Origin of the sequence: Streptomyces sp. NPDC091281 (assembly GCF_044757425.1) — a bacterium.
Taxonomy (GTDB): Bacteria; Actinomycetota; Actinomycetes; order Streptomycetales; family Streptomycetaceae; genus Streptomyces.
In genome coordinates this window covers 312,782-337,626 of sequence record NZ_JBIVUY010000006.1, presented here as the reverse complement: position 1 = coordinate 337,626, position 24,845 = coordinate 312,782, and the positions used below count along the sequence as shown (strand labels likewise).

At 73.7% G+C, this 24,845-nt stretch carries 24 protein-coding genes and 7 tRNA genes; 13 read left to right on the top strand and 18 right to left on the bottom strand.

What is annotated here, in order from left to right; translation table 11 throughout:
• The first annotated feature begins 191 nt into the window (after positions 1-191).
• Positions 192-1,850, top strand: coding sequence for a hypothetical protein (locus tag ACIQPQ_RS18435; RefSeq protein ID WP_401305022.1), 1,659 nt, complete (start codon positions 192-194; stop codon positions 1,848-1,850).
• A 156-nt stretch (positions 1,851-2,006) separates the two neighbouring features.
• Here ACIQPQ_RS18435 and ACIQPQ_RS18430 read toward each other — a convergent pair whose 3' ends face one another.
• On the bottom strand, positions 2,007-2,567 hold the full coding sequence (locus ACIQPQ_RS18430; RefSeq protein ID WP_401305020.1) for an HIT family protein: 561 nt from the start codon (positions 2,565-2,567) through the stop codon (positions 2,007-2,009).
• Positions 2,568-2,649: 82 nt separating this feature from the next.
• Between ACIQPQ_RS18430 and ACIQPQ_RS18425 the strand changes: the two genes are divergently transcribed.
• Positions 2,650-3,348, top strand: a complete 699-nt coding sequence (locus ACIQPQ_RS18425; RefSeq protein WP_401305246.1) for a potassium channel family protein — start codon at positions 2,650-2,652, stop codon at positions 3,346-3,348.
• Between the two features lie 52 nt (positions 3,349-3,400).
• Here the strand turns inward: ACIQPQ_RS18425 and thrS are convergent, their stop codons facing one another.
• The 3 genes from thrS to ACIQPQ_RS18410 all read right to left on the bottom strand — a co-directional run bounded on the left by thrS (position 3,401) and on the right by ACIQPQ_RS18410 (position 7,305).
• A complete protein-coding gene (thrS, locus tag ACIQPQ_RS18420) occupies positions 3,401-5,377 on the bottom strand; it encodes a threonine--tRNA ligase (protein ID WP_401305018.1) in 1,977 nt (658 codons plus the stop codon).
• Positions 5,378-5,515: 138 nt separating this feature from the next.
• On the bottom strand, positions 5,516-6,742 hold the full coding sequence (locus ACIQPQ_RS18415) for a hypothetical protein (protein WP_401305017.1): 1,227 nt from the start codon (positions 6,740-6,742) through the stop codon (positions 5,516-5,518).
• Entirely contained in the window at positions 6,739-7,305 is a 567-nt protein-coding gene (locus ACIQPQ_RS18410) for a DUF4365 domain-containing protein (RefSeq protein WP_383772512.1), read from the bottom strand. Before ACIQPQ_RS18410 ends, ACIQPQ_RS18415 begins: the two co-directional genes overlap by 4 nt.
• A 204-nt stretch (positions 7,306-7,509) precedes the next feature.
• Here ACIQPQ_RS18410 and ACIQPQ_RS18405 point away from each other — a divergent pair, with 204 nt between their 5' ends.
• Positions 7,510-8,235, top strand: a complete 726-nt coding sequence (locus tag ACIQPQ_RS18405) for a 3'-5' exonuclease (protein ID WP_383772511.1) — start codon at positions 7,510-7,512, stop codon at positions 8,233-8,235.
• 66 nt (positions 8,236-8,301) lie between these two features.
• Here ACIQPQ_RS18405 and ACIQPQ_RS18400 read toward each other — a convergent pair.
• Both ACIQPQ_RS18400 and ACIQPQ_RS18395 read right to left on the bottom strand, forming a co-directional pair.
• Positions 8,302-8,373 (bottom strand) — tRNA-Val (locus ACIQPQ_RS18400).
• Between the two features lie 39 nt (positions 8,374-8,412).
• Positions 8,413-8,859, bottom strand: coding sequence for an SRPBCC family protein (locus ACIQPQ_RS18395; RefSeq protein WP_401305015.1), 447 nt, complete (start codon positions 8,857-8,859; stop codon positions 8,413-8,415).
• Between the two features lie 121 nt (positions 8,860-8,980).
• Here ACIQPQ_RS18395 and ACIQPQ_RS18390 point away from each other — a divergent pair, with 121 nt between their 5' ends.
• Complete coding sequence (locus tag ACIQPQ_RS18390) at positions 8,981-11,305, top strand: SCO7613 C-terminal domain-containing membrane protein (protein ID WP_401305013.1); 2,325 nt, start codon at positions 8,981-8,983, stop codon at positions 11,303-11,305.
• 300 nt (positions 11,306-11,605) lie between these two features.
• On the opposite strand, the gene ACIQPQ_RS18385 is transcribed toward ACIQPQ_RS18390, so the two are convergent.
• Together ACIQPQ_RS18385 and ACIQPQ_RS18380 are read right to left on the bottom strand one after the other, a co-directional pair.
• Positions 11,606-11,677 (bottom strand) — tRNA-Val (locus ACIQPQ_RS18385).
• Between the two features lie 101 nt (positions 11,678-11,778).
• Positions 11,779-12,237 carry a TIGR02611 family protein gene (locus ACIQPQ_RS18380; RefSeq protein WP_401305011.1) on the bottom strand — a complete coding sequence of 153 codons (459 nt, stop codon included), beginning with the start codon at positions 12,235-12,237 and terminating at the stop codon, positions 11,779-11,781.
• Between the two features lie 191 nt (positions 12,238-12,428).
• Between ACIQPQ_RS18380 and ACIQPQ_RS18375 the strand changes: the two genes are divergently transcribed.
• Together ACIQPQ_RS18375 and ACIQPQ_RS18370 are read left to right on the top strand one after the other, a co-directional pair.
• Entirely contained in the window at positions 12,429-12,842 is a 414-nt protein-coding gene (locus ACIQPQ_RS18375) for an SsgA family sporulation/cell division regulator (protein ID WP_004002642.1), read from the top strand.
• Positions 12,843-13,095: 253 nt separating this feature from the next.
• Positions 13,096-13,656, top strand: coding sequence for a CGNR zinc finger domain-containing protein (locus tag ACIQPQ_RS18370; RefSeq protein WP_401305009.1), 561 nt, complete (start codon positions 13,096-13,098; stop codon positions 13,654-13,656).
• Positions 13,657-13,740: 84 nt separating this feature from the next.
• Here ACIQPQ_RS18370 and ACIQPQ_RS18365 read toward each other — a convergent pair whose 3' ends face one another.
• Entirely contained in the window at positions 13,741-13,893 is a 153-nt protein-coding gene (locus tag ACIQPQ_RS18365; RefSeq protein WP_020138043.1) for a hypothetical protein, read from the bottom strand.
• A 190-nt stretch (positions 13,894-14,083) separates the two neighbouring features.
• Positions 14,084-14,548: a hypothetical protein gene (locus tag ACIQPQ_RS18360; RefSeq protein ID WP_401305008.1), complete on the bottom strand. Its 465-nt coding sequence runs from the start codon at positions 14,546-14,548 to the stop codon at positions 14,084-14,086.
• Positions 14,549-14,778: 230 nt separating this feature from the next.
• On the opposite strand from ACIQPQ_RS18360, the gene ACIQPQ_RS18355 reads away from it, so the two are divergent.
• Positions 14,779-15,318 carry a DsbA family protein gene (locus ACIQPQ_RS18355; protein WP_401305006.1) on the top strand — a complete coding sequence of 180 codons (540 nt, stop codon included), beginning with the start codon at positions 14,779-14,781 and terminating at the stop codon, positions 15,316-15,318.
• Between the two features lie 51 nt (positions 15,319-15,369).
• Here the strand turns inward: ACIQPQ_RS18355 and ACIQPQ_RS18350 are convergent, their stop codons facing one another.
• From ACIQPQ_RS18350 to ACIQPQ_RS18340, 3 genes are read right to left on the bottom strand one after another with little or no spacing between them, the layout of a single operon-like run.
• Positions 15,370-16,188: a GNAT family N-acetyltransferase gene (locus ACIQPQ_RS18350; protein WP_401305004.1), complete on the bottom strand. Its 819-nt coding sequence runs from the start codon at positions 16,186-16,188 to the stop codon at positions 15,370-15,372.
• 60 nt (positions 16,189-16,248) lie between these two features.
• Entirely contained in the window at positions 16,249-17,070 is an 822-nt protein-coding gene (locus ACIQPQ_RS18345) for an aminotransferase class IV (protein WP_401305002.1), read from the bottom strand.
• Entirely contained in the window at positions 17,067-18,110 is a 1,044-nt protein-coding gene (locus ACIQPQ_RS18340; protein ID WP_401305000.1) for a chorismate-binding protein, read from the bottom strand. Before ACIQPQ_RS18340 ends, ACIQPQ_RS18345 begins: the two co-directional genes overlap by 4 nt.
• 178 nt (positions 18,111-18,288) lie before the next feature.
• Here ACIQPQ_RS18340 and ACIQPQ_RS18335 point away from each other — a divergent pair.
• The 5 genes from ACIQPQ_RS18335 (at position 18,289) to ACIQPQ_RS18315 (ending at position 18,772) form a co-directional block, all read left to right on the top strand.
• A tRNA-Gly gene (locus ACIQPQ_RS18335) sits at positions 18,289-18,361 on the top strand.
• 39 nt (positions 18,362-18,400) lie between these two features.
• A tRNA-Cys gene (locus ACIQPQ_RS18330) sits at positions 18,401-18,474 on the top strand.
• A 1-nt stretch (position 18,475) separates the two neighbouring features.
• A tRNA-Val gene (locus tag ACIQPQ_RS18325) sits at positions 18,476-18,547 on the top strand.
• Between the two features lie 47 nt (positions 18,548-18,594).
• Positions 18,595-18,666: transfer RNA gene (locus ACIQPQ_RS18320), tRNA-Val, on the top strand.
• A 34-nt stretch (positions 18,667-18,700) separates the two neighbouring features.
• Positions 18,701-18,772, top strand: a tRNA-Val gene (locus tag ACIQPQ_RS18315).
• 60 nt (positions 18,773-18,832) lie between these two features.
• Here the strand turns inward: ACIQPQ_RS18315 and ACIQPQ_RS18310 are convergent.
• The 3 genes from ACIQPQ_RS18310 to ACIQPQ_RS18300 all read right to left on the bottom strand — a co-directional run bounded on the left by ACIQPQ_RS18310 (position 18,833) and on the right by ACIQPQ_RS18300 (position 20,670).
• Positions 18,833-19,132: a zf-TFIIB domain-containing protein gene (locus ACIQPQ_RS18310; protein WP_383772492.1), complete on the bottom strand. Its 300-nt coding sequence runs from the start codon at positions 19,130-19,132 to the stop codon at positions 18,833-18,835.
• 81 nt (positions 19,133-19,213) lie between these two features.
• Entirely contained in the window at positions 19,214-20,212 is a 999-nt protein-coding gene (locus tag ACIQPQ_RS18305; protein ID WP_401304998.1) for an aminoglycoside phosphotransferase family protein, read from the bottom strand.
• A gap of 275 nt (positions 20,213-20,487) precedes the next feature.
• Positions 20,488-20,670 (bottom strand): hypothetical protein, encoded by a 183-nt coding sequence (locus ACIQPQ_RS18300; RefSeq protein ID WP_383772488.1) that lies wholly within the window; start codon positions 20,668-20,670, stop codon positions 20,488-20,490.
• 615 nt (positions 20,671-21,285) lie between these two features.
• Here ACIQPQ_RS18300 and ACIQPQ_RS18295 point away from each other — a divergent pair.
• Positions 21,286-22,695, top strand: coding sequence for a serine/threonine-protein kinase (locus ACIQPQ_RS18295; RefSeq protein ID WP_401305245.1), 1,410 nt, complete (start codon positions 21,286-21,288; stop codon positions 22,693-22,695).
• A 4-nt stretch (positions 22,696-22,699) separates the two neighbouring features.
• Here ACIQPQ_RS18295 and ACIQPQ_RS18290 read toward each other — a convergent pair whose 3' ends face one another.
• Both ACIQPQ_RS18290 and cobA read right to left on the bottom strand, forming a co-directional pair.
• Positions 22,700-23,521, bottom strand: coding sequence for a TrmH family RNA methyltransferase (locus ACIQPQ_RS18290; protein WP_383772486.1), 822 nt, complete (start codon positions 23,519-23,521; stop codon positions 22,700-22,702).
• Positions 23,522-23,585: 64 nt separating this feature from the next.
• Positions 23,586-24,818, bottom strand: a complete 1,233-nt coding sequence (gene cobA, locus ACIQPQ_RS18285; protein ID WP_401304996.1) for a uroporphyrinogen-III C-methyltransferase — start codon at positions 24,816-24,818, stop codon at positions 23,586-23,588.
• Positions 24,819-24,845: the final 27 nt, after the last annotated feature.

The window sequence follows — 24,845 nt, the reverse complement described above, 5'->3', positions numbered from 1 at the left end:
CCGCGAGTGGCGTCCGAGAGGCGCCCACCCGCGCTCCGGCGGGCGGCTTCGGCCGTCCGCCGACGGATGTCGGTGCCGGGAGATACGCTGATGACCTGATCAACAGGTGTGCGCGGTACGGAAGTCGGGAAGGCCGCAGGAGCGAGAGCGGCGGCACAGGTCGGGGGCGGGAATGACCTTGGGGGGCGGCAATGACCGTTGACAGCGGTTACGCGGACTTCTTCGGACCACAGGTGCCCCAGTCGGGCGACGGCGGGCAGAAGCCGACCTTGGCGCTCGCGTCGGCCGCCTACCGGGACAGCCCGGTCGAGGAGATCAAGAAGGCCGACAACGAGTGGCACCAGACCACGGTCAACGCGGGCCGCGGCTGGGCCCGGATCTTCCGGCCCAACCTGGGTGAGGCGTTCTCCCAGGCGGTGATCGACCGCATGCTGGGGGTGGGGCGCAAGCCGCTCGTCCAGTCCTTCGGCAGCGAGCCCCAGGTCGTCGTCGAGCACTGCCTCGCCGCGCAGCGCATCCGCCGGGAGCGGGACAAGAAGCTCACCGCCGTCATGCTGCTGTGCGGGGTGCTGTTCCTGCCCGGCCTGCTGGTCTGGCTGCTGGTGTTCCAACTGCGGGCCACCATGGCGAAGTCGGGCGGCCGGGCCGGCGGCCTGGCGACCGGCCTGCTGGTCGGCGTCGGCGCGCTCGCGGTGCTGTTCCTGCTCAAGATGCCGTTCTCCGGCCTCGCGGGGCTGTACGCGCGCGGTGCGGTGATCGCGCCCGTGGTCGGCTGGTTCCTCGCCAAGCGGATCTGCGAGAGCACGTCGAAGGACCTGCGGGGGCGCTGGGACAGCCTGCTGACCGGCGGCAGCATCGGCGCCAAGGTCCCCGAGGCGGTGCCGACCAGCCCCAACCAGACGGCGGCCGAGCAACTGCGCCAGTCCCTGGCCCGGTTGGCCGCCGAGCAGCAGTCCAACTCGATCTTCTACGCCGGACGCAAGGGCATACTCGGCATGGGCACCCGCTGGGGCGGCTGGCACATGGCCGAGGAGATCAGCCCCGTCGACCCGGTCAAGGGCGTGCACGAGTTCCGCAGTTGGACGGTGGTCCGCGCGATCCACGACCAGCTGAACCTGCTGCACCGCCAGAGCCTCAAGACGGGCGGCTTCCCGGCCCCCTCGGTCCGGCACTGGATCGCCACCCACGTCGACGCCGACGCCAAGGCGGTCGCCCGCCCCGAGGGCACCGACGTGGAGGCGTACCAGGTCAAGCCGCGCGCGGTCGAGGACATCTGCAACAACAAGCAGTTCGGCGGCGGCGACCGGCACTACCTGGGCGTGCAGTGGCCGCTGTGGGACGGCAAGCTGCTGATCACCATGATGATCAGCGTGACGGTGCTGCACGAGACGCTGCGCATCGAGGTCACCGGCCACGCGCTGGGCCCGGTCAACGGCCTGTTCGAGTCCCGGCCCGCCGCGCCCAGCAAGCAGGTCGCCAAGACGGTCCGCTTCTGGGAGACCCGGACGGTCAACCTGCCGCTGATCACCCCGGACGAGGTGGTACGGCTGGCCGCGCGCGCCACGATCAGCTGGTACCCGCCCCTGCTGAACCACCTCGGCGGCTCGATCAGCCTGCCCGAGCCGTTCGGCCTGCGGCACGCGTGGGCCGACCAGCCGTGGAAGCACCGCTTCATGGCGGACGACGCGCTGCGCGCCGCCGCGCCGGTGCTGCGCGTGGTGCACGCGGCGGCGATCAAGGTGCTCAAGGAGCACGACGTGGACACCGACAAGTTCACCTCGCGCTCGTCGGTCCTCAGCGGCGCCGTCCAGGACCTCTCCCCGCGCAAGGCGGACACGTACGACGCGTAGGCCTCCGGCGGTTCCCGGAACTGGCGGAACCGCCGCCCGCCGCCGGATCGGGTCGCCCGCCCGCCGCCGGACCGGCGGGCCGCCTCCGCCGGACGGGCCGCACAGGGCGCGGCGGCCCCGCGCCCGTGCCTGCCCGCGCTCCCGCCGCGCGTGGGCTCAGACGGTCGGCCAGGCCTCCGCGAGCATCTTGCGGGTGTCCGCCAGCAGCTGCGGCAGCACGCGCGTGTGGCCCACCACCGGCATGAAGTTGGTGTCGCCGCCCCAGCGGGGCACGATGTGCTGGTGGAGGTGGGCGGCGATGCCCGCGCCCGCAACCCCGCCCTGGTTCATGCCGATGTTGAAGCCCTGCGCGCCGGACGCGGTCCGCAGCGCCGTCATGGCCTGCTTGGTCAGCTCGGCCAGCTCCGCCGTCTCCGGGCCGGTCAGGTCGGTGTAGTCGGCCACGTGCCGATAGGGCACCGTCATCAGGTGGCCGCCGTTGTACGGGTACAGGTTCAGCACCGCGTAGACGTGCTCGCCGCGGCGGACGACCAGGCCGTCCTCGTCGGATTTCGCCGGGATCGAGCAGAAGGGACAGCCGTCGTCGGCCCCCGGGCCGGTCGGCTTGTTCTCGCCCTGGATGTAGGCCATCCGGTGGGGCGTCCACAGGCGCTGGAACGCGTCCTGCGTCCCCACTCCGATCTGCTGCTCGGGCTCACTCGTCATGCAGCGAAGCATATGGCTTCGCCCGTTCGCGGCGTGTCGCCGGGGTTGGGGGCGCGGCCCCCCGCGCCAAGCTGGGCCGATGGACGACAGGCCTATGGACGACGACCGCCGCCCCGCGCGCGACGGCACCCGCCCGCCCCGCGACGACAGCCGCGCGGCACGCTGGGAGGACCGCGCCGAGCTGCCCCTCGCGTGCGCCTCGATGCTCTACCTGGCGGCCTACGCCGTCCATGTGCTGGCCACCGGCATCGCCTCCGTCTGGCACGACGTCTGCCTCTCCGTGCTGTTCGCGATGTGGGCGGCGTTCGCCCTGGACTACGCGGTGCGCTGGCGGCTCAGCGGACGCGGCGTCGGCTTCGTGCGGACGCACTGGCTGGACACGGTCGTGCTGATCCTGCCGCTGCTGCGGCCGCTGCGGATCGTGAAGGTGTACCAGGCGGTGGCGCACCGGCAGGGGCGGCCCCGGCTCTCCCTCCAGGGCCGGGTGGCGACGTACGCCGGGCTGGCGACCGGTCTGCTCGGCTTCGCCGGGGCGCTCGCCGTCTACCAGGCGGAGCGGTACGCGCCCGGCGCCAGCATCCGCACCTTCGGTGACGCGCTGTGGTGGACCTGCTCGACGTTCGCGACCGTCGGCTACGGCGACGTCGTCCCGGTGACGGTCCGGGGCCGGATCATCGCGGCGGGGATGATGGCGTGCGGGCTCGGCCTGCTGGGCGCGGTGACGGGTTCGTTCTCGTCGTGGCTGTTCCAGGTGTTCGCCCGCGAGGGCGACGCGAAGCCCCCGGGAAGCTGAGCCTCCCGGGGGCTTCGACGCCACGGCGTGACGCGCGGGCGTCCGCGACGTGTCAGACCTGCGTCCGCTCCTCGACCACCTTGGCGATCTTGGCGATGGCCTCGTCGAACGGGATGCCGTTCTCCTGGGAGCCGTCGCGGTAGCGGAAGGAGACCGAGCCACCGGACATGTCCTCGTCGCCCGCGATGACCATGAAGGGCACCTTCTGCTTCTGGGCGTTGCGGATCTTCTTCTGCATCCGGTCGGAGGAGGAGTCGACCTCCACCCGCAGCCCCTGCCGCTTGGCGGCGGCGGCGAACTTCTCCAGGTACTCGACGTGCGCGTCGCCGATCGGGATGCCGATCGCCTGCACCGGCGCGAGCCACGCCGGGAAGGCGCCCGCGTAGTGCTCCAGCAGGACGGCGAAGAACCGCTCGATGGAGCCGAACAGGGCGCGGTGGATCATGACCGGGCGCTGCTTCGCGCCGTCCGCGCCGGTGTACTCCAGGTCGAAGCGCTCCGGCAGGTTGAAGTCGAGCTGGATGGTCGACATCTGCCAGGTGCGGCCGATGGCGTCCTTCGTCTGGACGGAGATCTTCGGGCCGTAGAAGGCGGCGCCGCCCGGGTCGGGCACCAGCGGCAGGCCCTGCTTCTCGGCGACCTGGCGGAGCGTCTCGGTCGCCTCCTCCCAGGCCTCGTCCGAGCCGACGAACTTCTCCGGGTCCTTGGTGGACAGCTCCAGGTAGAAGTCGGTGAGGCCGTAGTCGCGCAGGAGGTTGAGGACGAAGGTGAGGGTCTTGTCCAGTTCCTCCGACATCTGCTCACGGGTGCAGTAGATGTGGGCGTCGTCCTGGGTGAAGCCGCGGGCGCGGGTCAGGCCGTGCACGACGCCCGACTTCTCGTACCGGTACACGGTCCCGAACTCGAAGAGGCGCAGCGGCAGTTCGCGGTAGGAGCGGCCGCGCGCGTCGAAGATCAGGTTGTGCATCGGGCAGTTCATGGGCTTGAGGTAGTAGTCCACGCCCTCGTCGAGCTGCATGGGCGGGTACATGCCGTCGGCGTACCAGTCCAGGTGGCCCGAGGTCTCGAAGAGCTTCCCCTTCGTCGCGTGCGGGGTGTAGACGAACTCGTAGCCCTCCTCCTCGTGGCGGCGGCGCGAGTAGTCCTCCATGACCCGGCGGATGACGCCGCCCTTGGGGTGGAAGACGGCGAGGCCGGACCCGATCTGCTCCGGGATGGAGAACAGGTCGAGTTCGCTGCCCAGCTTGCGGTGGTCGCGCTTCTCCGCCTCGGCGAGGAAGTCGAGGTACGCCTTCAGCTCGTCCTTGGACGGCCAGGCGGTGCCGTAGATGCGCTGGAGCATGGGGTTCTTCTCGCTGCCGCGCCAGTAGGCGGCCGCGTTGCGCATCAGCTTGAACGCCGGGATGAGGCGGGTGGAGGGCAGGTGCGGACCCCGGCAGAGGTCCTTCCAGCACAGCTCGCCGGTCTTCGGGTCCAGGTTGTCGTAGATCGTCAGCTCGCCCGCGCCGACCTCGACGTCCGCGCCGTCGTCGTGCGAGGCGGAGCCCTTGAGTCCGACCAGCTCCAGCTTGTACGGCTCGTCGGCCAGCTCGGCGCGGGCCTCGTCGTCGGTGACGACGCGGCGCGAGAAGCGCTGGCCGCGCTTCTGGATCTCCTGCATCTTCTTCTCGACGGCCTTGAGGTCGTCGGGGTGGAAGGGCTTCTCCACGTCGAAGTCGTAGTAGAAGCCGTCCTTGACGGGCGGGCCGATGCCGAGCTTGGCCTCGGGGAACAGCTCCTGCACGGCCTGCGCCATGACGTGCGCGGTGGAGTGGCGCAGGATCGCGAGACCGTCCTCGGAGGTGATCTCGACGCCCTCGACGGTCTCGCCGTCGCGCACCTCGTACGCCAGGTCCTTCAGCTCGCCGCCCACGCGCGCGGCGACGATCGAGCGCCGGTCCGCGAAGAGGTCGGCGGCCGTGGTGCCCGTCGTCACCGTGCGCTCTTCCCGCTCGGAATCGCGTTGGATGATCACACGGACGTCTGACACCGGTCTCTCCTGACTGAAGGGGGAATGCGGCGCCATACCGGGGACGCGCGCATCCGCCGATCGTACCGACCCGGGCCCCCTGACCGCGAAACGGTATCTCCGGGTCGACGGCCGACACGGCACGTCTCCCGGAACCGCTCACTCCCCTCCGCAGGCCTCCTCGAAGAAGTCCACGTTCTCCTGGAGGGACTTCATCAGGCGGTCGCGTTCGGCCTCGTCGACCTGGACGGGGACGACGTCGCGCGCCCCGGTGACGCGGCGGAAGCCGCCGCGGCTCTCCAGGCGGCCCCGGAGCCGTACCGGGAGGCCGACGAGGTGGGCCTGCCCGGCGATGCGGTAGTCCTCCTCGTCGAGGGTGAGCCGCACGTGCGGGATCTCCGCCCCGGCGATCACCCGCAGCCGGACGCTGCCCTCGCCGCGCGGCCCGGAGCGCCGCATCCGCTCCACCGTGCCGGTGATCCGTACGGCGACGGAGGGCTCCTCGCGCAGATAGCGGGCGCCCGCCTCGCGCAGGGCGGGCAGGTCGCCGGGCGAGAACTCGACGGGCTCCCCGGAGGCGGCGCAGTCCTCGGGGACCCCGGCCGCGGGCGCCCACTGCACGGCGACGCGGGCGCCCTCGGTGCCGCGCGCGAGGGAGATCAGCGACTCGGTCAGCTCGCGGCTGACACCGGCCTCGACCGCCGCGTCGAAGGCGTCCATACCGCCGGTGGCGCGCTGGTAGTCGACGGCCTCGCGGACGGCGTGGAGCGCCTGGTGGAGGCGTACGGCGAGGGGGCGGGCGGCGGTGACGGGCGCGAACGCGGTGAGGCTGCGCCCGCCGCCCGCGCCGCCGACGAGGACGGCGTCCAGGACGGCGGCGGCGGGACGGCGGTGACGGGCCCCGTGGTACCCGGCCCGCGCGCGGGTGGCGAGCGCCCCGGCGAGCAGCATCTGCCGGGCCGCGCCGCGCAGGTGCTCCTCGACGGCCCAGGACGCGGCGCCCGCCGCCTCGGCGGGCCCGGCCGGGACGTCACGCCACCAGCGGATCTCGTCGCTGGGCACGGCGAGGGCGACCAGCACCTCGCGCGCGGCGGGCGTGGGGCTGCGCCGGAGCGCCTGGAGCGCCTCGGCGAGCAGGTCGTCGCTGTCGGGGAAGGCGCGGTTCTCGGGTACGAGGAGGCTGGTGGCGCCCGCGCCGGGGCCGGGCGGGGTCCAGCGGCCGTAGCGGCCGGGGGCGCCGCCGCGCCGCTGCCAGCCGTGGCGGCGCAGCAGCGCGCCGAGGACGGCGGGGTCGACGTCGGCGGGGTCGGGGGTCCGGTGCCAGGCGGGGTCGGCGGGGTGCGGCCGTACGGCCCGGAGGGGTCCGTCGAGCGGGCGGTGCGTCACGGTCTGCCTCCCGTCCCGACCCGCGTCATGATCTCGCACAGCGCGCGGTCGTCGAAGATGCGCGCGGTCGGTATCCGCACGGTGGTCCGGGTCCGGCCGGTGACCGGGTGTCCGGCGAGGTTGACCCAGTAGCAGCAGTGCCGCAGGTCGAGCCGGTCGTGTCCGGCCCGCAGCCACTGGTCCTGGGACCGGGGGACGATCATCACGACGAGGATCTTGTGCACGGAGACCGGGGTGCGGGCGAGCTTGCGCAGGTGGTCGTTGTCGAGCGTGAACGAGAAGGAGCGGCCCGGCGGGTGCGGTGCGAGCTGGTAGGTGGCCTTCAGCTGCACCTTGATGGTGACCTCGTCGTCCACGGTGTGGCCGGGCGCGCTGTGGCTGACGTGCCAGTCGATGCCGTTGTCGGGGAACGGCTGGGACAGGGAGCACCCGGCGGCCGCCGCGACCGCGTGGAGATAGGCCACCTGCAAGGTCTCCATGCAGGCGGTGGTGGCGAGGGTGCCGCGTTGGGGGCCCGTGCGTCCGGGCAGCAGCCCGCTCCGCTCGGGCTGCGCTGTCGCCATGACCGAACAGCCTTCCAGGCAAGGGGAGTCCCGCGTCGGGGGCGGGGGGAGGAGTCCGCGGTGAGATCCGCGTAGAGCCCTGAACTGCAAAGACCCGTACTCCTGTTGTGTCCGTCCGGCGTACGGCGCAAACAGCCCGGGTATCACCGAACTGGCAGAAGACGGAACGTCACCTGCCGTCGGTGAACGAGGAGTTGTGTGGGTATGACGTGCTGGTACGAGGGGCCGCTGGCGGCCTTCGACACGGAGACGACGGGCGTCGACGTCGAGACCGACCGCATCGTGTCGGCCGCACTCGTCGTCCAGGACGCGCCGGGCTTCCGGCCCCGGGTGAGCCGGTGGCTGGTGAATCCGGGCGTGCCGGTGCCCGAAGGGGCGACGGCGGTGCACGGACTGACGGACGACCATCTCCAGCGCAACGGCCGCTGGCCCGCGCCGGTGATGTACGAGATAGCCGAGCTGCTCGCCGAACAGGCGTCGGCCAGGCGGCCGTTGGTGGTGATGAACGCGCCGTTCGACCTGACCCTGCTCGACCGCGAGCTGCGCCGCCACCGCGCGTCGTCGCTGGGGCACTGGCTGGACCCGGCGCCGCTGCGGGTGCTGGACCCGAGGGTCCTGGACAAGCATCTGGACCGCTACCGCAAGGGCCGCCGCACCCTGACGGACCTGTGCGCGCACTACGAGGTGACCCTCGCCGACGCGCACGACGCCGCCGCCGACGCGCTGGCCGCGCTGGAGGTGGTCCGGGCCCTGGGCCGGCGGTTCGCGGCCCGCCTGGAGCGGCTGTCCCCGGAGGAGCTGCACACGCTCCAGACGACGTGGCACGCGGCCCAGGCGCGCGGCCTCCAGGCGTGGTTCGCCCGCGCGGGCACCCCGGAGACGGTCGACACGTCCTGGCCCCTGCGCCCGGCCCTGCCCGCCGCGGCCTGAACTCCGGCGCACGGCACGGGGACATGAAGAAAGCCGGCCCGCGTGGCGCGGACCGGCTTTTCCCGGTGGGCGATACTGGGTTCGAACCAGTGACCTCTTCGGTGTGAACGAAGCGCTCTCCCACTGAGCTAATCGCCCGGGAACGGACTGAACCATACAGGCCCCCGCGGGTTTCCTTCAAACCGTTCGCAGGTGCCGCAGCAGCCCTCGGTGTCCGGCGCGCATCATCAGGCGGTGGTTGGCGCGCAGGAGCGGCCGTGCCGCGGCGGGGAGCCTGCGCAGGAACGGCTCGGTGACGTCGACGTCCTGTTCGTAGCGGGCGAGGCTGCCGGTGCCGTCGGCGGTGATCGTCCAGCGCGCCCAGCCCTTGAGGTCGCCGCTGATCGCCGCCTCCAGCACCCCGGCGGCCGGGTCGCGGCGCGTCTCGCGGGCCGTGAGGGTGAGGGTGTAGGGCAGCAGGGAGCGGACGGTGAGGACGCCGGTGGCGTCGTCGAGGCGGGTGACCGAGCGGACCTGCGGCCACCAGCGGGGGTATTCGTCGACTCGTTCCAGCACGGCGTGGACGACGGCGGGCGGCGCGGGCAGGTGCCAGCGGCTGTCGAAGTGGTGGTGCGTGCGGTCCATGGGCCGAGTCTGCCCGCCGGGCGGGCACCAGTCCCGTGGCCGGGTGATCCCCGGATCTGAGTACGTGCCTGAGTAGCCGCGCGCATGTCACGGCGTGCGCCCCGGAGCCACACTCCGGAGCATGACGCACCTTCCGCCCCCGGCCGAGGAACTGCGGCTCGTCGACGCCGAGCTGTGGCAACTGAACGCGCGCCGGAACCAGTTGCTGGCCCGCCGGGCCTGGCTGGTCGCCGCCGTGCACGCGCAGCACCGGCCCCCGGCCGTCCCGCCGGGGCCCGGTCGCCCCGAGACGTCCCCGCCGAAGGTGCAGAACGTGCTCCTGCTGCTCGGCGGGGTCCTGCTGACCGTCGCGGCGATCGCGTTCACCCTGGTCAGCTGGGGCCATCTGGGCATCGCGGGGCGCTCGCTGGTGCTCGGCACGCTCACCGTGGGCGTGCTGGCCGCGCCGGTGGCGCTGCTGCGGCGCGGGCTGCGCTCGACGGCCGAGACGGTGGCGGGGCTGGGTCTGGCGCTGACGGTGCTGGACGCGTACGCCCTGCACGCCACGGCCCTGTCCGGCACGGACGGCACCTGGTACGCGGCGGGCGCGGCAACGCTGCTGGCCGCGCTGTGGACGGCGTACGGCCGTGGCCTCGGCGCGCTCCGGCTGCCGTGGCCCGCCGCGCTGGCCGCCGCCCAGCTCCCGCTCCCGCTGGGCGCGGTGGCGGCGGGCGCGGAGCCGTGGGCGATCACGGCGGCGCTGCTGGTGACGGCCGGGGCGGACGCGGCGGTCGCGCTGCGGGCGCCGGGCCGCGCGGTCCGGATCACCGCCGCGGTCGGCGCCTACGGGGTGGGCGGCTGGGGTGTCCTGGCCGCGACGTGGCTGGCCTGGTCGGCCGGGAGCGCCGCTCCTGCCGCGCGGGGTGCGGCGCTGCTGGCGCTGGCGGCGGCGATCGCGCTGGCCGCCGCAGTGCGGCAGCCGCGGGCGGCGACCGCGACGGGTACGGCGCTCGCCTCCGGTCTGCTGCTGGTGGCAGCGGCCGGGAGCGTGCCGCGCGTGCTGCTGCCCGCGGGCTGGGCGGTGCCCGTGTTCCTGGCCTTCGCCGTCGCGCTGACGGCGGCCGGGCGGACGGGCCTCGGGGAGCCGGTGCGGCAGGGGCTCGTGCGGGCCGGTGCCGCGGTGCAGGCGGGCGCGCTGCTGTGGGCGGTGCCGGTGGTGGTCGCCGCGCTGACGGGTCCGCTGGCCCTGGTCGCGGACCCGTGGTCGGGCGCCCCGTCCGACGTCCGGGGCCCGCTGGCCGAGGACGTGCCGTGGCCGCCGTACGGCGTGCAGGCGCTGGTGGTCCTGGTGGCCGTCGCCGCCGCGCTGGCCCTGACCGTCCGTGACGGGACCTGGCGCACGCGGGCCCGGACCGGCGCGCTCTGGCTGCTGTGGGCGGCGGCCGTGACCCTGCCCGGTGTCCTGGAACTCCCCTACGGGATCGCCCTGTCGGTGCTGGGCGCGGTGACGGTGGTCGCGGCGCTGCGTCCGACGCCGTACCCGGCGCTGGCGTCCTCGGTGCCGACGGCGGCGCTGGCGCTGGGCACCCGGTCCGCGACGCTGACCGTGCTGGCCGCGCTGACGGTGCTGTGGGCGGTGCTGTCCCGGCGCGCCGCGGTCCGCCCGGTCACCGCCCCGGCCGCCCTCGCCTACGCGACCGCGCTGACCTGCGCGGTGGGCCTGGCGGCGGGCTGGTCCCCGGCGCACACGGCGCCGCTGGTCCTCGTGGTCCCGCTGGCGGCGGCGCTGCTGGCCGCCCGGCTCGGCCGGTCCCCGGCGACGGTGCCGGTGGAGGTGGCGGGCGCGGTCGCCGGTCTGGTCGCGATCGGGCTGGCGGTGACCGATCCGGCGAAGCTCGCGCTGGTCCTCGGGCTGCTGGGGACGGTGGCGGCGGGCACGGCCGTACGGTCCGACCGGCGCTGGGCCGGCTGGGTGGCCGTCGTCCTGTTCGTCCTGGCGTCCTGGGTGCGGCTGGCCGCCTGGACCGTCACCCTCCCCGAGGCGTACACCGTCCCGGTGACCGTCCCCGCGCTGCTCGTCGGCCTCTGGCGCCGCCGCAGCGCCCCCCGCCTGTCGTCCTGGACGGCGTACGGGCCCGGCCTCGCCGCGACCCTGGTGCCGAGCCTGGTCATGGCCTGGGGCGGGGCGGGCTGGCGGCGCCCCCTGCTGCTGGGGCTGGCGGCGATGGCGATCACGCTGCTCGGCGCCGCGTACCGGCTGCGGGCGCCGCTGGTCCTCGGCGGCGGGGTCCTCGTGCTGGACGCCCTGCACGAACTGGCCCCGTACCTGGTCCAGCTGGCCGACGCGCTGCCGCGCTGGGTGCCGCCCGCCCTCGCCGGTCTGCTGCTGCTCGCCCTGGGCGCCACCTACGAACGGCGCCTGCGGGACGTGCGGCACGTGCGGGAGGCCCTGGGGAGACTGGACTAGCCGTCAGACTGGCCCCCGTGAAACGGAGTCCGGGAAAAGGGGACCGCGCCGCGGAATATCCGCGGCGCTTTTCCGTCCCCGCGGGGCCCGGAACTCCGGCCGTAATGCGAAGCGGTCCGGAAAGCTCCTCTTGATCTCGGCGCCCGGATACTTATTCCTAACAGATCGTCACCATCGGTCGGAGTCCGTCGGCGTCCGTCGGCGTCCGCTCCCCCGGCGTCCTCCCGTGGGCCCCGTCGGCGCCGCGCGGCGGTACGACGACGGCCCGCCTGCTGTGAGCAGGCGGGCCGTCGGTCTGGGTGGGCGATACTGGGTTCGAACCAGTGACCTCTTCGGTGTGAACGAAGCGCTCTTCCACTGAGCTAATCGCCCGGACGCAGGAAGAACATTACCCCATGTCAGCGGGTCCCCGTGACCACCTTCCGGCCCGGCCGGGGCCTCCGCCGCAGGTCACCGGCGCCCGGCCCCGCAGGTCACTGGTCCTTGATCTTCCAGGGCATGACGAGGCCGAACTTCCACAGGTAGAACCCGGCGATCGCCACGATGATCACCAGGCCGACCGAGGTCAGGATGATGTTGCGCCGCCGGACCGCGGGGTCCAGGGCGCGCTGGGCCGCTTCGGTGACCTTGCGCTTGGTCCAGCGCAGCACCAGCTGGGCCCAGACGAACTCGGTCGCCCAGATCGCCATGCCGCCGAAGATCACGACCCAGCCCGGTCCGGGCAGCGGCAGCATGATGATCCCGGCCACGACGACCGCGAGACCGACCACGAAGATCCCGACCTGCCAGCTCAGATGCAGCACGCGGCGGGCCTTGATGAACTCCGGCGCCCGCGACCCGAGAGGCTGCGCCTGGTCGGGGCCGCCCTCCTCGGACCGCGTGTCGCTCGCGGTCATGGCCGCCTCACGCGACTCGTCACTCCCCGTATTCATACGGCCAAACCCTACCCGAGAGATTCCGGTCACCGTAATGGTGGTACTTCGCGAACGGTCTCTCGGCCGGAAGAGTTACGTAAAGGCACGCAAAACACGCAGAGGGGTTTACAACGGCACCGTAGGTGGCATGTCGATTTCGCCGACGTGCGAATCCCCGAGCGCACACTGAGCGAAAGGCCCTGGCGCTTATGAACACCACGGTCAGCTGCGAGCTGCACCTGCGCCTCGTTGTGTCGAGCGAGTCCTCCCTGCCTGTCCCCGCAGGCCTGCGGTACGACACGGCCGACCCCTACGCCGTGCACGCCACCTTCCACACCGGAGCCGAGGAAACAGTCGAATGGGTGTTCGCCCGCGATCTGCTCGCGGAGGGCCTCCACCGACCCACGGGAACCGGCGACGTCCGCGTCTGGCCGTCGCGCAGTCACGGTCAGGGCGTCGTGTGCATCGCCCTCAGCTCCCCCGAGGGGGAGGCCCTGCTGGAGGCCCCGGCGCGGGCCCTGGAATCCTTCCTGAAGCGGACGGACGCGGCCGTGCCCCCGGGCACGGAGCACCGCCACTTCGACCTCGACCAAGAACTCTCGCACATCCTGGCGGAGAGCTAGGGCGAGGCGTTCACCGAGCCGCCCGGCGCCGTCCACTCGGGGAGACGGCTCGGGCCCGGACACAACCGCATAGGGCACACGCCGGCGCCGCGCCACGGGTCTCCGTGGCGCGGCGCCGGCGCGCGTACGGGGCCGCGCCCGCGGCGACCCCGGGAAATCCGGGCCCGGCGACCGGCCGCCGCGGCGCCCGGTACGACTACCATCGGCCAGCATCGGCGGGCGCCCGCCCGACCCACAGGCCAGGGAGCGAAACGTGCTGATCACCCACGACACCCGGTGTGCGCTCGATGCCGTGGTGGATCTGGTGAACACCGCACCGGAGGACGACGTCACCCCGGACGGACTGCCGGATGTCGCCACGCTCGCGGATTTCGTACGAAAGCATGAGATCAGTGACATCGGCGTGCTCTCCGAGTTCGACCTGTCCGCCGTACGCAAGGTCCGTGCGCGGTTCGCGAGGATCTTCGCGGCGTCCGAGGCCCGGGTGGCGGCGGGTCTGATCAACGAGCTGGTCGCCGCCGCGGGCACCACGCCCCGGCTCACCGACCACGACGGCTACGACTGGCACGTGCACTACTTCGCGCCGGGCGCCTCCGTCGCCGACCACCTCGCGGCGGACTGCGGGATGGCCCTGGCGTTCTTCGTGGTCGCCGGGGAGCAGGAGCGGCTGCGGCGCTGCGAGGCACCGGACTGCCGACGCGCCTTCGTCGACCTGTCGCGCAACCGGTCCCGCCGCTACTGCGACAGCCGGACCTGCGGCAACCGTCTGCACGTGGCCGCCTACCGGGCGCGCCGCAAGGAGGCGACCGGCTGACCGGCCGCGCCGGATCGGGTCGGGTCGGGTCGGGTCGATGCCGACGCGGCCCCGGCGGGTGGCGCCGGGGACCGCGGGTACGGCTCAGAGCAGCAGCAGGTCGTGCAGCGCAGCCATGAGCAGCAGACACCCGATCACCGCAAGGAAGATCATCAGCGGTGGCTGGGAAAGGGCGAAAAGGCACCCGCGCGGCTCGTCCTGAGGGGGCGCGGCGTCGCTCTGTGTCGTGTCCAGCATCTCGCCGCGATGATGACGCAGGCGGGACCGCCCCCGCGATCACCCCGCCCGAGTTGAGCGGTGGTGCGCCGAATTCCGTGAGGACCCTTCCCGGCCGTGATCGTTTTCGCGCGGGTGGGTGCCCGACTGTGTCGTTTCACCCCTGGAGGCTCCCGGCGGGCCCGGCCGAGGTCGGACGCCGTGCTTCCGGTCAGATGCCGTGCTTCTTGAGGATGGCCTCGATGTCGCTGAAGTCGTCCGAGGCGGCCGGGGCGCCGGTTCTGGGCGCGGCGGCGGGACGGGCGGCCGGAGCCGGGGCCTTGCGGCCCAGCGCGGGCGCCGAGGCGGCCGGAGCCACGGGGTCGGCGGAGGCGGAGGCCGCTCGTGCCGCGGCCCGGCGTTCCTTGCGGGTGGTGACGCCTCTGCGGCGCTCGACGGCGCGGGTCGTCGCGAACAGGGCCCAGGCGGCGCCGAGCACCCCGAAGCCCGCCCAGGCGACGGGGCTGAACGCGGTGTCGGCGGCCCACTCCACGACGCCGGTCATCACCAGGCCCAGCGGGATCAGGGCGTAGGCCGCGACGCGGGCGGCGGCGAGCCAGCGCTTGCGGTACGCGGTGACCGCCGCGATGCCCAGGCCGGCCGCGGCGACGGCGGAACAGACGGTCTCGGCAATCATCCGGTCCTCCAGGCACAGGGCATCGGCACACGGTACGGAAGCAGGGCCACGCCGGGACGCGGCGCCGCTTCGTCCCCTCCATCCTGCACCTCCCGGGCACCCTCGGGCCATGCCTCAGCCGGACATCAGGGACATCTCCGGGTCGGCTCCTCCCCAGGTGCCGGTCCCCGCGTACGACCCCGGTGGCCCCTACGGGACGGGGAGGCGGCGCGGGCTGGGAGACTGGGCGCATGAACGACTCCTCCCCCGCCTCCGCCGCGTCCTCCGGTTCGGTCCCGGCGCCCGTCCTGGACGTCTGGTGCGAGTTGCAGTGCACGGACTGCCGGACCGCCCTGACCGATCTGCACATCCTGCGTGAGCGTTTCGGGGACCGGCTGGAGCTGCGGCTGCGGCACTTCCCGCTGGAGAAGCACCGGCACTCCTTCGCCGCCGCGCAGGCCGCCGAGGAGGCCGCCGAACAGGGCAAGGGCTGGGAGTACGTCGAGGCCGTGCTGGGCCGGGCCGAGGAGCTGGACCGCCGGGGCGAGGCCCTTCTGGTCGAGGTGGCCGCCGGACTCGGCCTGGACGCCGAGGAGTTCGACACGGCGTTGATCGACGGCCGGCACATCCTGATCGTGGACGCCGACCAGGCCGAGGGCAAGGCCATCGGCGTCACCGGCACCCCGACCTACGTCATCGACGGCGAGCGGCTGGACGGCGGCAAGAGCCAGGAGGGGCTGCGGGCGCGGATCGAGGAGATCGCGGACCGGCTGCTCGCCGGACAGGGCTGAGGCACACCCCCTCCTCCCCGCCCCTTCGCCGCCCCCGGTTCCGGGTGCGGCTCACAGCAGCGACTTGTACATCGAGTACCCGACCGGGACGTAGCCGAGGGACGCGTACAGGCGCTCGGCGGGGGTGTTGTCGGCGAAGACGTTGAGGCCGAGGGTCTCCTGGCCCGCGGCCCGCGCCTCCCGTTCGGCGAGCAGCATCAGGGTGCGGCCGTGCCCGTGTCCCCGGAAGGCCTCGTCCACCTCGACGCCGTAGACGAACGCCTTGGTGTCGGTGAAGGCGCCCCACAGCGTGCCGACGGGGGTGTTCTCGTGCTCCAGGACGAGGAAGCGGAGGTGCGGTGTGGCCAGGCCCTCGGGGAGGTCGCTGTCCCGTTCGGCCTTGGCGCGCGCCTCCTCCACGGGCACCCCGCGCAGGGTCCACTGACGGGCGTAGTCGACGAGGTTCGCCGCCCACCAGGGCCCGAACTCCGCCTCCGTCATGGGCCGGGCCCGGCCGCCGTCCGGCAACGCGGTTGCGACGGGGCCGAGTTGCTTCTCCAGGCCCCGGTTGCGGTGGACGTAGCCGAGCGCGGTCGCCAGCCGCAGGGCGCCCTCCGCCTCGGCAGGGACGCGGATCTCGACGCGTCGGCAGCCCCAGCCGCGGGCTACCTCCTCGGCGGCGAGCGCGGCCACCGCGCCCCGCCCGCGGCCCCGGTCGGGTTCCTCGATGCGCAGGTCGTCGACGCGCGCGACGGCGGGGCCGAACTCCGGGTGGGTGGAGAGGTGGACGGTGCCCACCGGGCGACTGTTCACGCAGACCTGGAAGGCGCGGGACAGTGCCCCGCCGTCGGCGCGCTGGAGCGGCTCGGTCGGCCGCAGGGTCGTGGTCATCACGGGAGTCCTACCCCGTCGGCGCCCTCCGGCGCCTCTGGGGACGAGATCGTCGGCGTCTCAGGGATCGAGGTCGTCGGCGGCCCGCTCCGCGAAGATCCGCATCGCCTTCGCGGTCACCGGGCCCTCCGCGCCCGGGAGTTCACGGTCGTCGACCCGGTGCACGGCCTGCACGTCGCGCAGGGTGGAGGTCAGGAACACCTCGTCGGCGCGCTCCAGCACGTCGAGCGGCAGATCCGTCTCGCGGGCCCCGGTCCACTCCACCGCCAGCTCGCGGGTGATGCCCGCGAGGCAGCCGGAAGCGAGCGGCGGGGTGTGGATCTCGCCGTCGAGGACGACGAACACGTTGGAGCCGGTGCCCTCGCAGAGCCGGCCCACGGTGTTGCCGAACAGGGCCTCGGAGGCGCCGTGTTCGTGGGCGCGGGCCAGGGCGACGACGTTCTCGGCGTACGAGGTGGTCTTGAGGCCGGTGACGGCGCCGCGCTCGTTGCGGGTCCAGGGGACGGTGATCACGGCCGTGGAGTCGGGGCGGCGGGTCGTCCCGCCGAGGGCGACGACGAGGGTGGGGCCGTGCTCGCCACGGTCCGAGCCGAGCGGGCCGTGGCCGCCGGTGTAGGTGATGCGCAGCCGCCCGAGCGGCGCCGGGTTCGCGTCGAGGACGGCGGCGCAGGCGCGGCGGACCTCGTCGTGGTCGGGGTCGGGGAGCCCGAGGCCGCGCGCGGAGCGGGTGAGGCGGTCGAGGTGGCGGGTGAGGGCGAACGTGGTGCCGTCCACCGTCTTCACGGTCTCGAAGATGCCGTCGCCCACGGTCAGGCCGTGGTCGAGGACGGAGACGAGCGCGGACTCGATGTCCTTCAGCCCGCCGTCGAGCCAGATCTTCACGTCGGATTCCCTCCGTCGGCGTCGTACGTCCCCGACGCTATCGCGAGCAGCCGGGACGCCTTCAGCTCGGTCTCCCGCCACTCGGCCTCGGGGTCGGAGCCCCAGGTGATGCCCGCGCCGGTGCCGAAGCGGAGCAGGCCCGCGGAGCGGTCGATCCAGAAGGTGCGGATGCCGACGGCCAGCTCGCCGGTGCCGCGGTCGGCGTCCACCCAGCCGACACCGCCGCAGTACGGGCCGCGCGGCGCCGTCTCCAGCTCCTCGATGATCCGCAGCGCCCGCGACTTGGGCGCCCCGGTGACCGAACCCGGCGGGAAGGCGGCGGCCAGCAGCTCCGGCCAGCCCGCGCCGTCGCGCAGCTCGCCGCGGACCGTCGACACCAGGTGGACCAGGCCGGGGTGCTTCTCCACCGCGCACAGATCGGGCACCGAGACGGTGCCGGTGGCGCAGACCCGGCCCAGGTCGTTGCGGACCAGGTCGACGATCATGACGTTCTCGGCGTAGTCCTTCTCCAGGAGGTCCGCCTCGGTGCGCCCGGTGCCCTTGATCGGCCCGGACTCCACGGTCCGCCCGTCCCGGCGCAGGAACAGCTCGGGCGACGCGGTGGCGATCTCCACCCCGTACTCGGGCAGCCGGATCGTTCCGGCGTACGGGGCCGGGTTGCCGCGGGCGAGCAGCGCGGTGAGCGCGTCGACGTCGGCGCCGGGCGGGACGGGGGCCGACAGGACCCGGCACAGGTTGGCCTGGTAGACCTCGCCCGCGGCGACGTACTCCCGGATGCGGCGCACTCCGGCCGTGTACCCGGCGCGGTCCAGCGAGGAGGTCCAGGCGTCCGCGGCGGGCCCGCGCCACTCCCCCGGACGGGCCGCCGGGGCCGCTTCGTGGTGCACGTCGGCGAAACGGGCGCAGACCAGACGGCCCTCGAAGTCGGCGACGACGGCCCAGAAACCGGCGGAGTCCAGGGCGGCGGGATCGTCGGTGACGTCGAGGAGGCCGGTGGCGACGCGGCCGCCGAAGCGGGCGAGCGGAGGGAGGTCGAGCACGGTGTCGAGTCTAGGGCGGGTGTCCGGACCGTGACCCGGGGACGACCTGGTGGGGGCCCTGAGCGGGTACGCGCCGGGGCACAGCGCAGCACGCTGCACAAACGCGTTTTTGTACTGGCCCCGGAATCCGCTAGAGTTCAACACGTCGCCGGGACGCGGGAGCGCCCCGAAACGACAGGCGGACGTAGCTCAGTTGGTAGAGCGCAACCTTGCCAAGGTTGAGGTCGCGAGTTCGAGCCTCGTCGTCCGCTCGTAGGAACCAGGGGATCTTCCCGAAACCCTGCACTCCTGGTGGAGTGGCCGAGAGGCGAGGCAACGGCCTGCAAAGCCGTCTACACGGGTTCAAATCCCGTCTCCACCTCCAAGGACGATTAGCTCAGCGGGAGAGCGCTTCCCTGACACGGAAGAGGTCACTGGTTCAATCCCAGTATCGTCCACTGGATCTTCGGGTCCCGGGTCAGCCGATCCGGTCCTCGGGTCCCCCGCGCGATTAGCTCAGCGGGAGAGCGCTTCCCTGACACGGAAGAGGTCACTGGTTCAATCCCAGTATCGCGCACGCAGGACGCACGGCCCTCGGGCCGTGATCCCGAGGACGATTAGCTCAGCGGGAGAGCGCTTCCCTGACACGGAAGAGGTCACTGGTTCAATCCCAGTATCGTCCACAGCACGAGAAGCCCCCGGTCGCCTCTGGCGGTCGGGGGCTTCTCGCTGGGTCAGCTGGGTCAGCTGGAGAAGAGCATGTGCCCGAAGCTCTTGTGCCGCTTGTGGCCGTAGTGCCCGCCATGGCCGCCGTGACCGCCGTGCGGGGCGCCCCACGCGGGAGCCGCCGGGGCGGCGGGCGGGTAGGCCTGCGGGGCGGCCGGGGGCTGCGGGCCCGGCTGGGCCCACTGGCCCTCCACCCGGGTCAGGGCCTCCAGTTCGCCGTAGTCGAGGAAGATCCCCCGGCAGTTGCTGCACTGTTCTATCTGGACGCCGTTGCGGTTGTACGTGTGCATCTGCGCGTGACACTTCGGACACTGCATGGTTCGGGTCAACTCCTCGCCGGTCGGATCTGCTTCGGGTGTCGCCAGGACAGACTCTGTCCGGCTGCGGTCGGTTGCACCCTACTTCGCGAGGGTTGACGTCAACTGGGCCGGTACGGACGTCATGCGCGCGCAGGCGTCCACCAGTGACCGTTCCACCTCGTCCAGGGACCGGTCCTGCTCGGCGGCCTTGATCAGGGCGCGGGCGGCAGTCTGCGCGGTGAGGGCGCGGGCGGGGACGTCCAGGGCGGGCCAGGGGTCGCCGTCGGCGGGGACGGCGGGGCCGCCCGCGGCACGGTAGGCCGCCAGGAACCTCGTCCACTCCTGCGGCGGGAGGAGACCGCACGCGTACCAGGCGGCGGGGCGGGCCAGGTCCCAGGCGGGGACGCCCACGCCGAGGTCGTCGACGTCGATGAGCCGCCATGCGACGTCCCCGATGTCCGGGGTGCCTGGGGCATCCGGGGTGCTCTTCGCCTCGGGGGTGCGGACGAGCTGGCCGAGGTGGAGGTCGCCGTGGCAGAGGGTGGTCGTGTCGGGCTGCGGGGCCTCGGCGCGGGCCCAGGGCGGGAGGGCCGACCAGGCACGCAGGACGGCGTCGGCGGCCGGGCGGTCCAGCACCTCGCCGGACGCGCGGAGGCGGGCGACGGCGCAGGCCGCCTTCGCCGGGCCGCGCATCGGGGGCAGCGGCACCGGGGGCGGGGTGCGGTGCAGGCGGGCGAGCAGGGTGCCGGCCGCCTCCCAGGGCGCGGCGTCGGGGTCGTCCGGGTCGACGGGGACGCCGTACGGCCAGAAAGTCACGAGGCGGCCGTGCAGGTCGGCGGCCTCGGGGGCGAGCGGCGGCAGCAGGACGGACGGGACGCGGTGCGCGGTGATGAGCCGGGCGGCGAGGCCCGCCGGGTCGGTGTCCGGGGCGTGCGCCTTGGCGACGGTGCCCGCGTGCCGGACGACGGTCGCGTCGGGCCGGTCGGCGAGGGTGTCCGTCCCGCAGGGGCAGGACCGCGCGGCGGGGGTGCCCGCGTGGGCGCGGGTCCGGGCGCGGCCGGTCAGCTCGGCGAGCAGCGGATGGACGGCGGCGGTCACGGGGCTCCCTGGGCGTGCGGGGTACGGCCGTGAGCCTATGCGGGGACGCGGCGCCGGGCACCGGGCCGCGGGCAAAACCATGGGAAAGGCGACGCGGGAGTCAGACGGAATCGGGGGGAGGTGGCACCGGGCAGAACCGGCGGCGGGGAAAAGCAATGCCGGCGCAGCTCCCCAGCTGCGCCGGCATCTGTGCCGTCCGCCGCACCCCCGTCCCCACGGGGTTTCATGGATGGATGTCCCCGCCCGGACCGCTCTTCCGGGCCTGGGGTCGCCGCTCAGCGCCCCAGCATCACACCCACGGACGACGCCTGTGTGGCCACTGTCTCCCAGCCGTCGAAGACGACGAGGAGCAGGACCGCCAGGGGAAGGGCCATGACGGTCGCCACCAACGGGTGACGGCGACCGGTACGGCGGGGTCGCGCGGTGCGGAACGCCGTCCGCGGAGCCGTGTACGCCATGGTCCCTCTCCTGACCGTTCTTCGGTGTTGTCCAGCCGCCGCGGTGCCGTTCATGACGTCGGGCGCCGCGAAGTGCCGGCAGCGGCGGGTGTCTGACCTCGGGGGACGAGTGCTCCACCCGCCGCTTGACCTCAAATCTAGGGGCGCGGCCGGTGCCGGGCGTCATGCCCTCGTACCGAATGACGGGCCTCCAGGAGGATGAGCCGTGACCTGCGGAGTACTCCCCTGGGTGGAGACGGCGGTCGGCGTCTCGGGGTCTTCCCGGAGGGGACGCGGCCCCCGGCCGTACGGACACGTCGGGGCGCGGCAGCCGGGGCGGACGTCCGCGTGACTTCGCTCACGTGGGGTGGCCTGTGGCGGAGGGCCGCGGGCACCCCGCCGCCGGGTTCGTCAGGGGGTGCCCGGGTGCGTATCTGTCACGCAATCAGAAGCCGTGTCAGGAGCGGTCGTTGCGGTCGGCGAAGAGGTGAACGGCGCCTGCGCGCAGGGCTCCTGAGTTCTCCTCACCTGCCCCGCGCGGTACTGACAATCGATCCAATGAGAGGGCGCGGCCTCTGCGCGGGAGGGGCCGGGTAAACGTAAGCTGTGCCACGTCACACGGACCGGGCAGCGGGGATGAACATGGCGATGATGCGCCTGAGGCGCGAGGACCCGCGCGTCGTCGGCTCGTTCAAACTTCACCGACGGCTCGGCGCGGGCGGGATGGGCGTCGTCTACCTGGGGTCCGACAAGAAGGGCCAGCGGGTCGCGCTGAAGGTGATCCGGCCCGATCTGGCGGAGGACCAGGAGTTCCGCTCGCGGTTCGCGCGGGAGGTCTCGGCGGCCCGGCGCATCCGGGGCGGGTGCACCGCCCGGCTGGTCGCGGCCGACCTCGACGCCGACCGGCCCTGGTTCGCCACCCAGTACGTGCCCGGCCCCTCGCTGCACGACCGGGTCGCCGACGACGGTCCGCTCGGCGCCGCTGAACTCGCCTCGATCGGCGCCGCCCTCTCGGAGGGCCTGGTCGCGGTCCACGAGGCCGGGGTGGTGCACCGGGACCTCAAGCCGTCCAACATCCTGCTCTCCCCCAAGGGCCCGCGGATCATCGACTTCGGGATCGCCTGGGCGACCGGGGCCTCCACCCTCACCCACGTGGGCACGGCCGTGGGGTCGCCCGGCTTCCTCGCGCCCGAGCAGGTGCGGGGCGCGGTGGTCACCCCGGCCACCGACGTCTTCTCGCTGGGCGCCACCCTCGCCTACGCCTCCACCGCCGACTCCCCCTTCGGGCACGGCAGTTCCGAGGTGATGCTGTACCGGGTGGTCCACGAGGAGCCGCATCTGAACGGGGTGCCGGACGCGCTCGCCCCGCTGATCCGGGCCTGCCTCGCGAAGGACCCCGACGAGCGGCCCAGCACCCTGGACCTGTCGCTGCGGCTCAAGGAGATCGCGGCCCGCGAGGCACAGGGCCTGCCGGACAGCCGCCCGCCCGGTCCCCGCGCGGCCGAGGCCGACCGGCCCACCGGGCGGCTCGCCGAGCACACCTACCCGGACCGCACGCTGCGCCAGCCGCAGCCCGGCCCGTCCTCCCTGCCGCGCGGCGGCGTCCCCTCCTCCCGCGGCGGGGCACCCGCACGGGGCGGGAACGGGGTGCCCTCGCGCGGCGGAGTACCCTCACGGGGCGGTTCCGGTGTCCCGCGCGGCGGCGGCAACGGGCCCACCTCGCGGTCCGGCGCGCGGCCCGTTCCCCCTGGGCGCACCGGGCGCACCGGGCGGTCCGGCACCGGCGGGCGCCCGGCGCCGCGCAGCGGCGCGGGCCGTCCCGGACCCCGGACCACCGGCACCGGACGGCGCCCCGCCAATCCGCGTCTGCTGCGCCAGCGTCTGTTCGTCTTCGTCGTCGTGACGCTGCTGGTCGCGCTCGGCATCGCCTTCGTGCAGGGCTGCGAGGCGGCGACGCGGGGGCTCGGCGGCGGCGACAGCGATGTCGTACGGCACGGGCAGCCGGTGGAGACTCCACCTCTGGGTGGAGAACCGGACTCGGCCTGAGAGGTCAGGGCGTCGGGCGGCCGGTCGCGACCGCGTAGAAGGCGACCGCCGCCGCCGCTCCCACGTTGAGGGAGTCGACGCCGTGGGACATGGGGATGCGAACCCACTCGTCGGCGGCGACCAGCGCCTGGGTGGAGAGGCCGTCGCCCTCGGCGCCGAGCATCAGCGCGACCCGGTCCATGGTGTGCGGGGCCGCCTCGTCGAGGCTGCGGGCCTTCTCGTCCGGGGTGAGGGCAAGCAGCGTGAACCCGGCCTCGCGGACGGTGTCCAGGCCCTTCGGCCAGGTCTCCAGGCGGGCGTACGGGACGGAGAAGACGGCGCCCATGGAGACTTTGACGCTGCGGCGGTAGAGCGGGTCGGCGCAGTCCGGGGAGAGCAGGACGGCGTCCATGCCGAGGGCGGCGGCCGAGCGGAAGATCGCGCCGATGTTGGTGTGGTCGTTGACGGACTCCATGACGACGACCCGGCGGCGGGCGGCGCGCAGCAGTTCCTCCGCCGCGGGCAGCGGCCTGCGCTGCATCGAGGCGAGGGCGCCGCGGTGGACGTGGTAGCCGGTGACGCGTTCCGCCAGCTCGGGCGTGACGGCGTAGACGGGGGCCGGGAGTTCGTCGATGACGTCGCGCATGACGTCGATCCACTTCGCGGACAGGAGCATCGAGCGCATCTCGTAGCCCGCCTCCTTGGCCCGTCTGATGACCTTCTCGCCCTCGGCGATGAAAAGGCCCTCGGCGGGCTCGCGCCTGCGGCGCAGCTCCACGTCGGTCAGGCCGGTGTAGTCGCGCAGGCGCGGGTCGTCCGGGTCGTCCACGGTGATGAGATCGGCCACAGGGGTGATACTGCCTTGTCCTGGGTGCGGTGCCAACGGATCGGCACGGTCGGGTTACTCGGGGTTACAGAGTCGGCCGGGAACCGACGGCGACGACCTCGCCCACGATGATCACGGCCGGGGGCCGGACGTCCTCGGCGCGGACCGTCTCGGCGACCGTGGCGAGGGTGGCGTCCACCCGGCGCTGCGCGGCGGTGGTGCCCTCCTGGACGAGGGCGACCGGGGTGTCCCCGGAGCGGCCGTGCGCGATCAGGGTCTCCGCGATACGGCCGATCTTGTCGACGCCCATGAGGACGACCAGGGTGCCGGTGAGCTTGGCCAGGGACGCCCAGTCGATGAGGGAACGCTCGTCGTCGGGGGCGACATGGCCGCTGACCACGGTGAACTCGTGGGCGACGCCCCGGTGGGTGACCGGGATGCCGGCCGCGCCCGGCACCGAGATGGAGCTGGAGATGCCGGGCACGACCGTGCAGGCGATGCCCGCCTCGGCGAGGGCCTGCACCTCCTCCATGCCCCGGCCGAAGACGTAGGGGTCGCCGCCCTTGAGGCGGACCACGGCCTTGCCCTGCTTGGCGTGCTCGATGAGCGCGTTGTTGATGGCCTCCTGCGCCATGAAACGGCCGTACGGGATCTTCGCCGCGTCGATCACCTCGACGTGCGGGGGGAGTTCGGCGAGGAGGTCGCGCGGACCGAGGCGGTCGGCGACGACGACGTCGGCCCCGGCGAGCAGGCGCCGCCCGCGCACGGTGATGAGGTCGGGGTCGCCGGGGCCGCCGCCGACCAGGGCGACGCCGGGGGTGCGGGTGCGGTGGTGCGGGGCGACGAGGGTGCCGTCGCGCAGGCCCTCGACGACCGCGTCGCGGACGGCGGCGATGTGCCGGGGGTCGCGTTCCTGGGCCTCGGTGGTGAGGACCGCGACGGTGACGCCCTCGCTGGTGCCGCTGGCCGGGGTCCAGGCGGTCGCCCGGTCGGCGTCGTCGGAGCGCACGCACCACACGCGCAGCGCCTCCGCCTCGGCCGAGGCGCGCTCGCAGGCTTCCCGGTCGCCGGCGGCGACCAGGACGTACCAGGCGCCCGCGAGGTCGCCGTCGGCGTAGCCGCGGCGGTGCCAGGTGATCTCGCCCGCGTCCGCCATCGCCTCGACCGACGGGGTCGCCTCCGGGGAGACGACGTGGATGTCGGCCCCGGCGGCGATCAGCGCGGGCAGACGGCGCTGGGCGACCTGTCCGGCACCGAGGACGACGACCCGGCGGCCGGTGAGGCGGAGGCCCACGGGGTAGGGCGGATGTTCGGCCATGAGGCGCGGCTCCTCGGACGAGCGGGG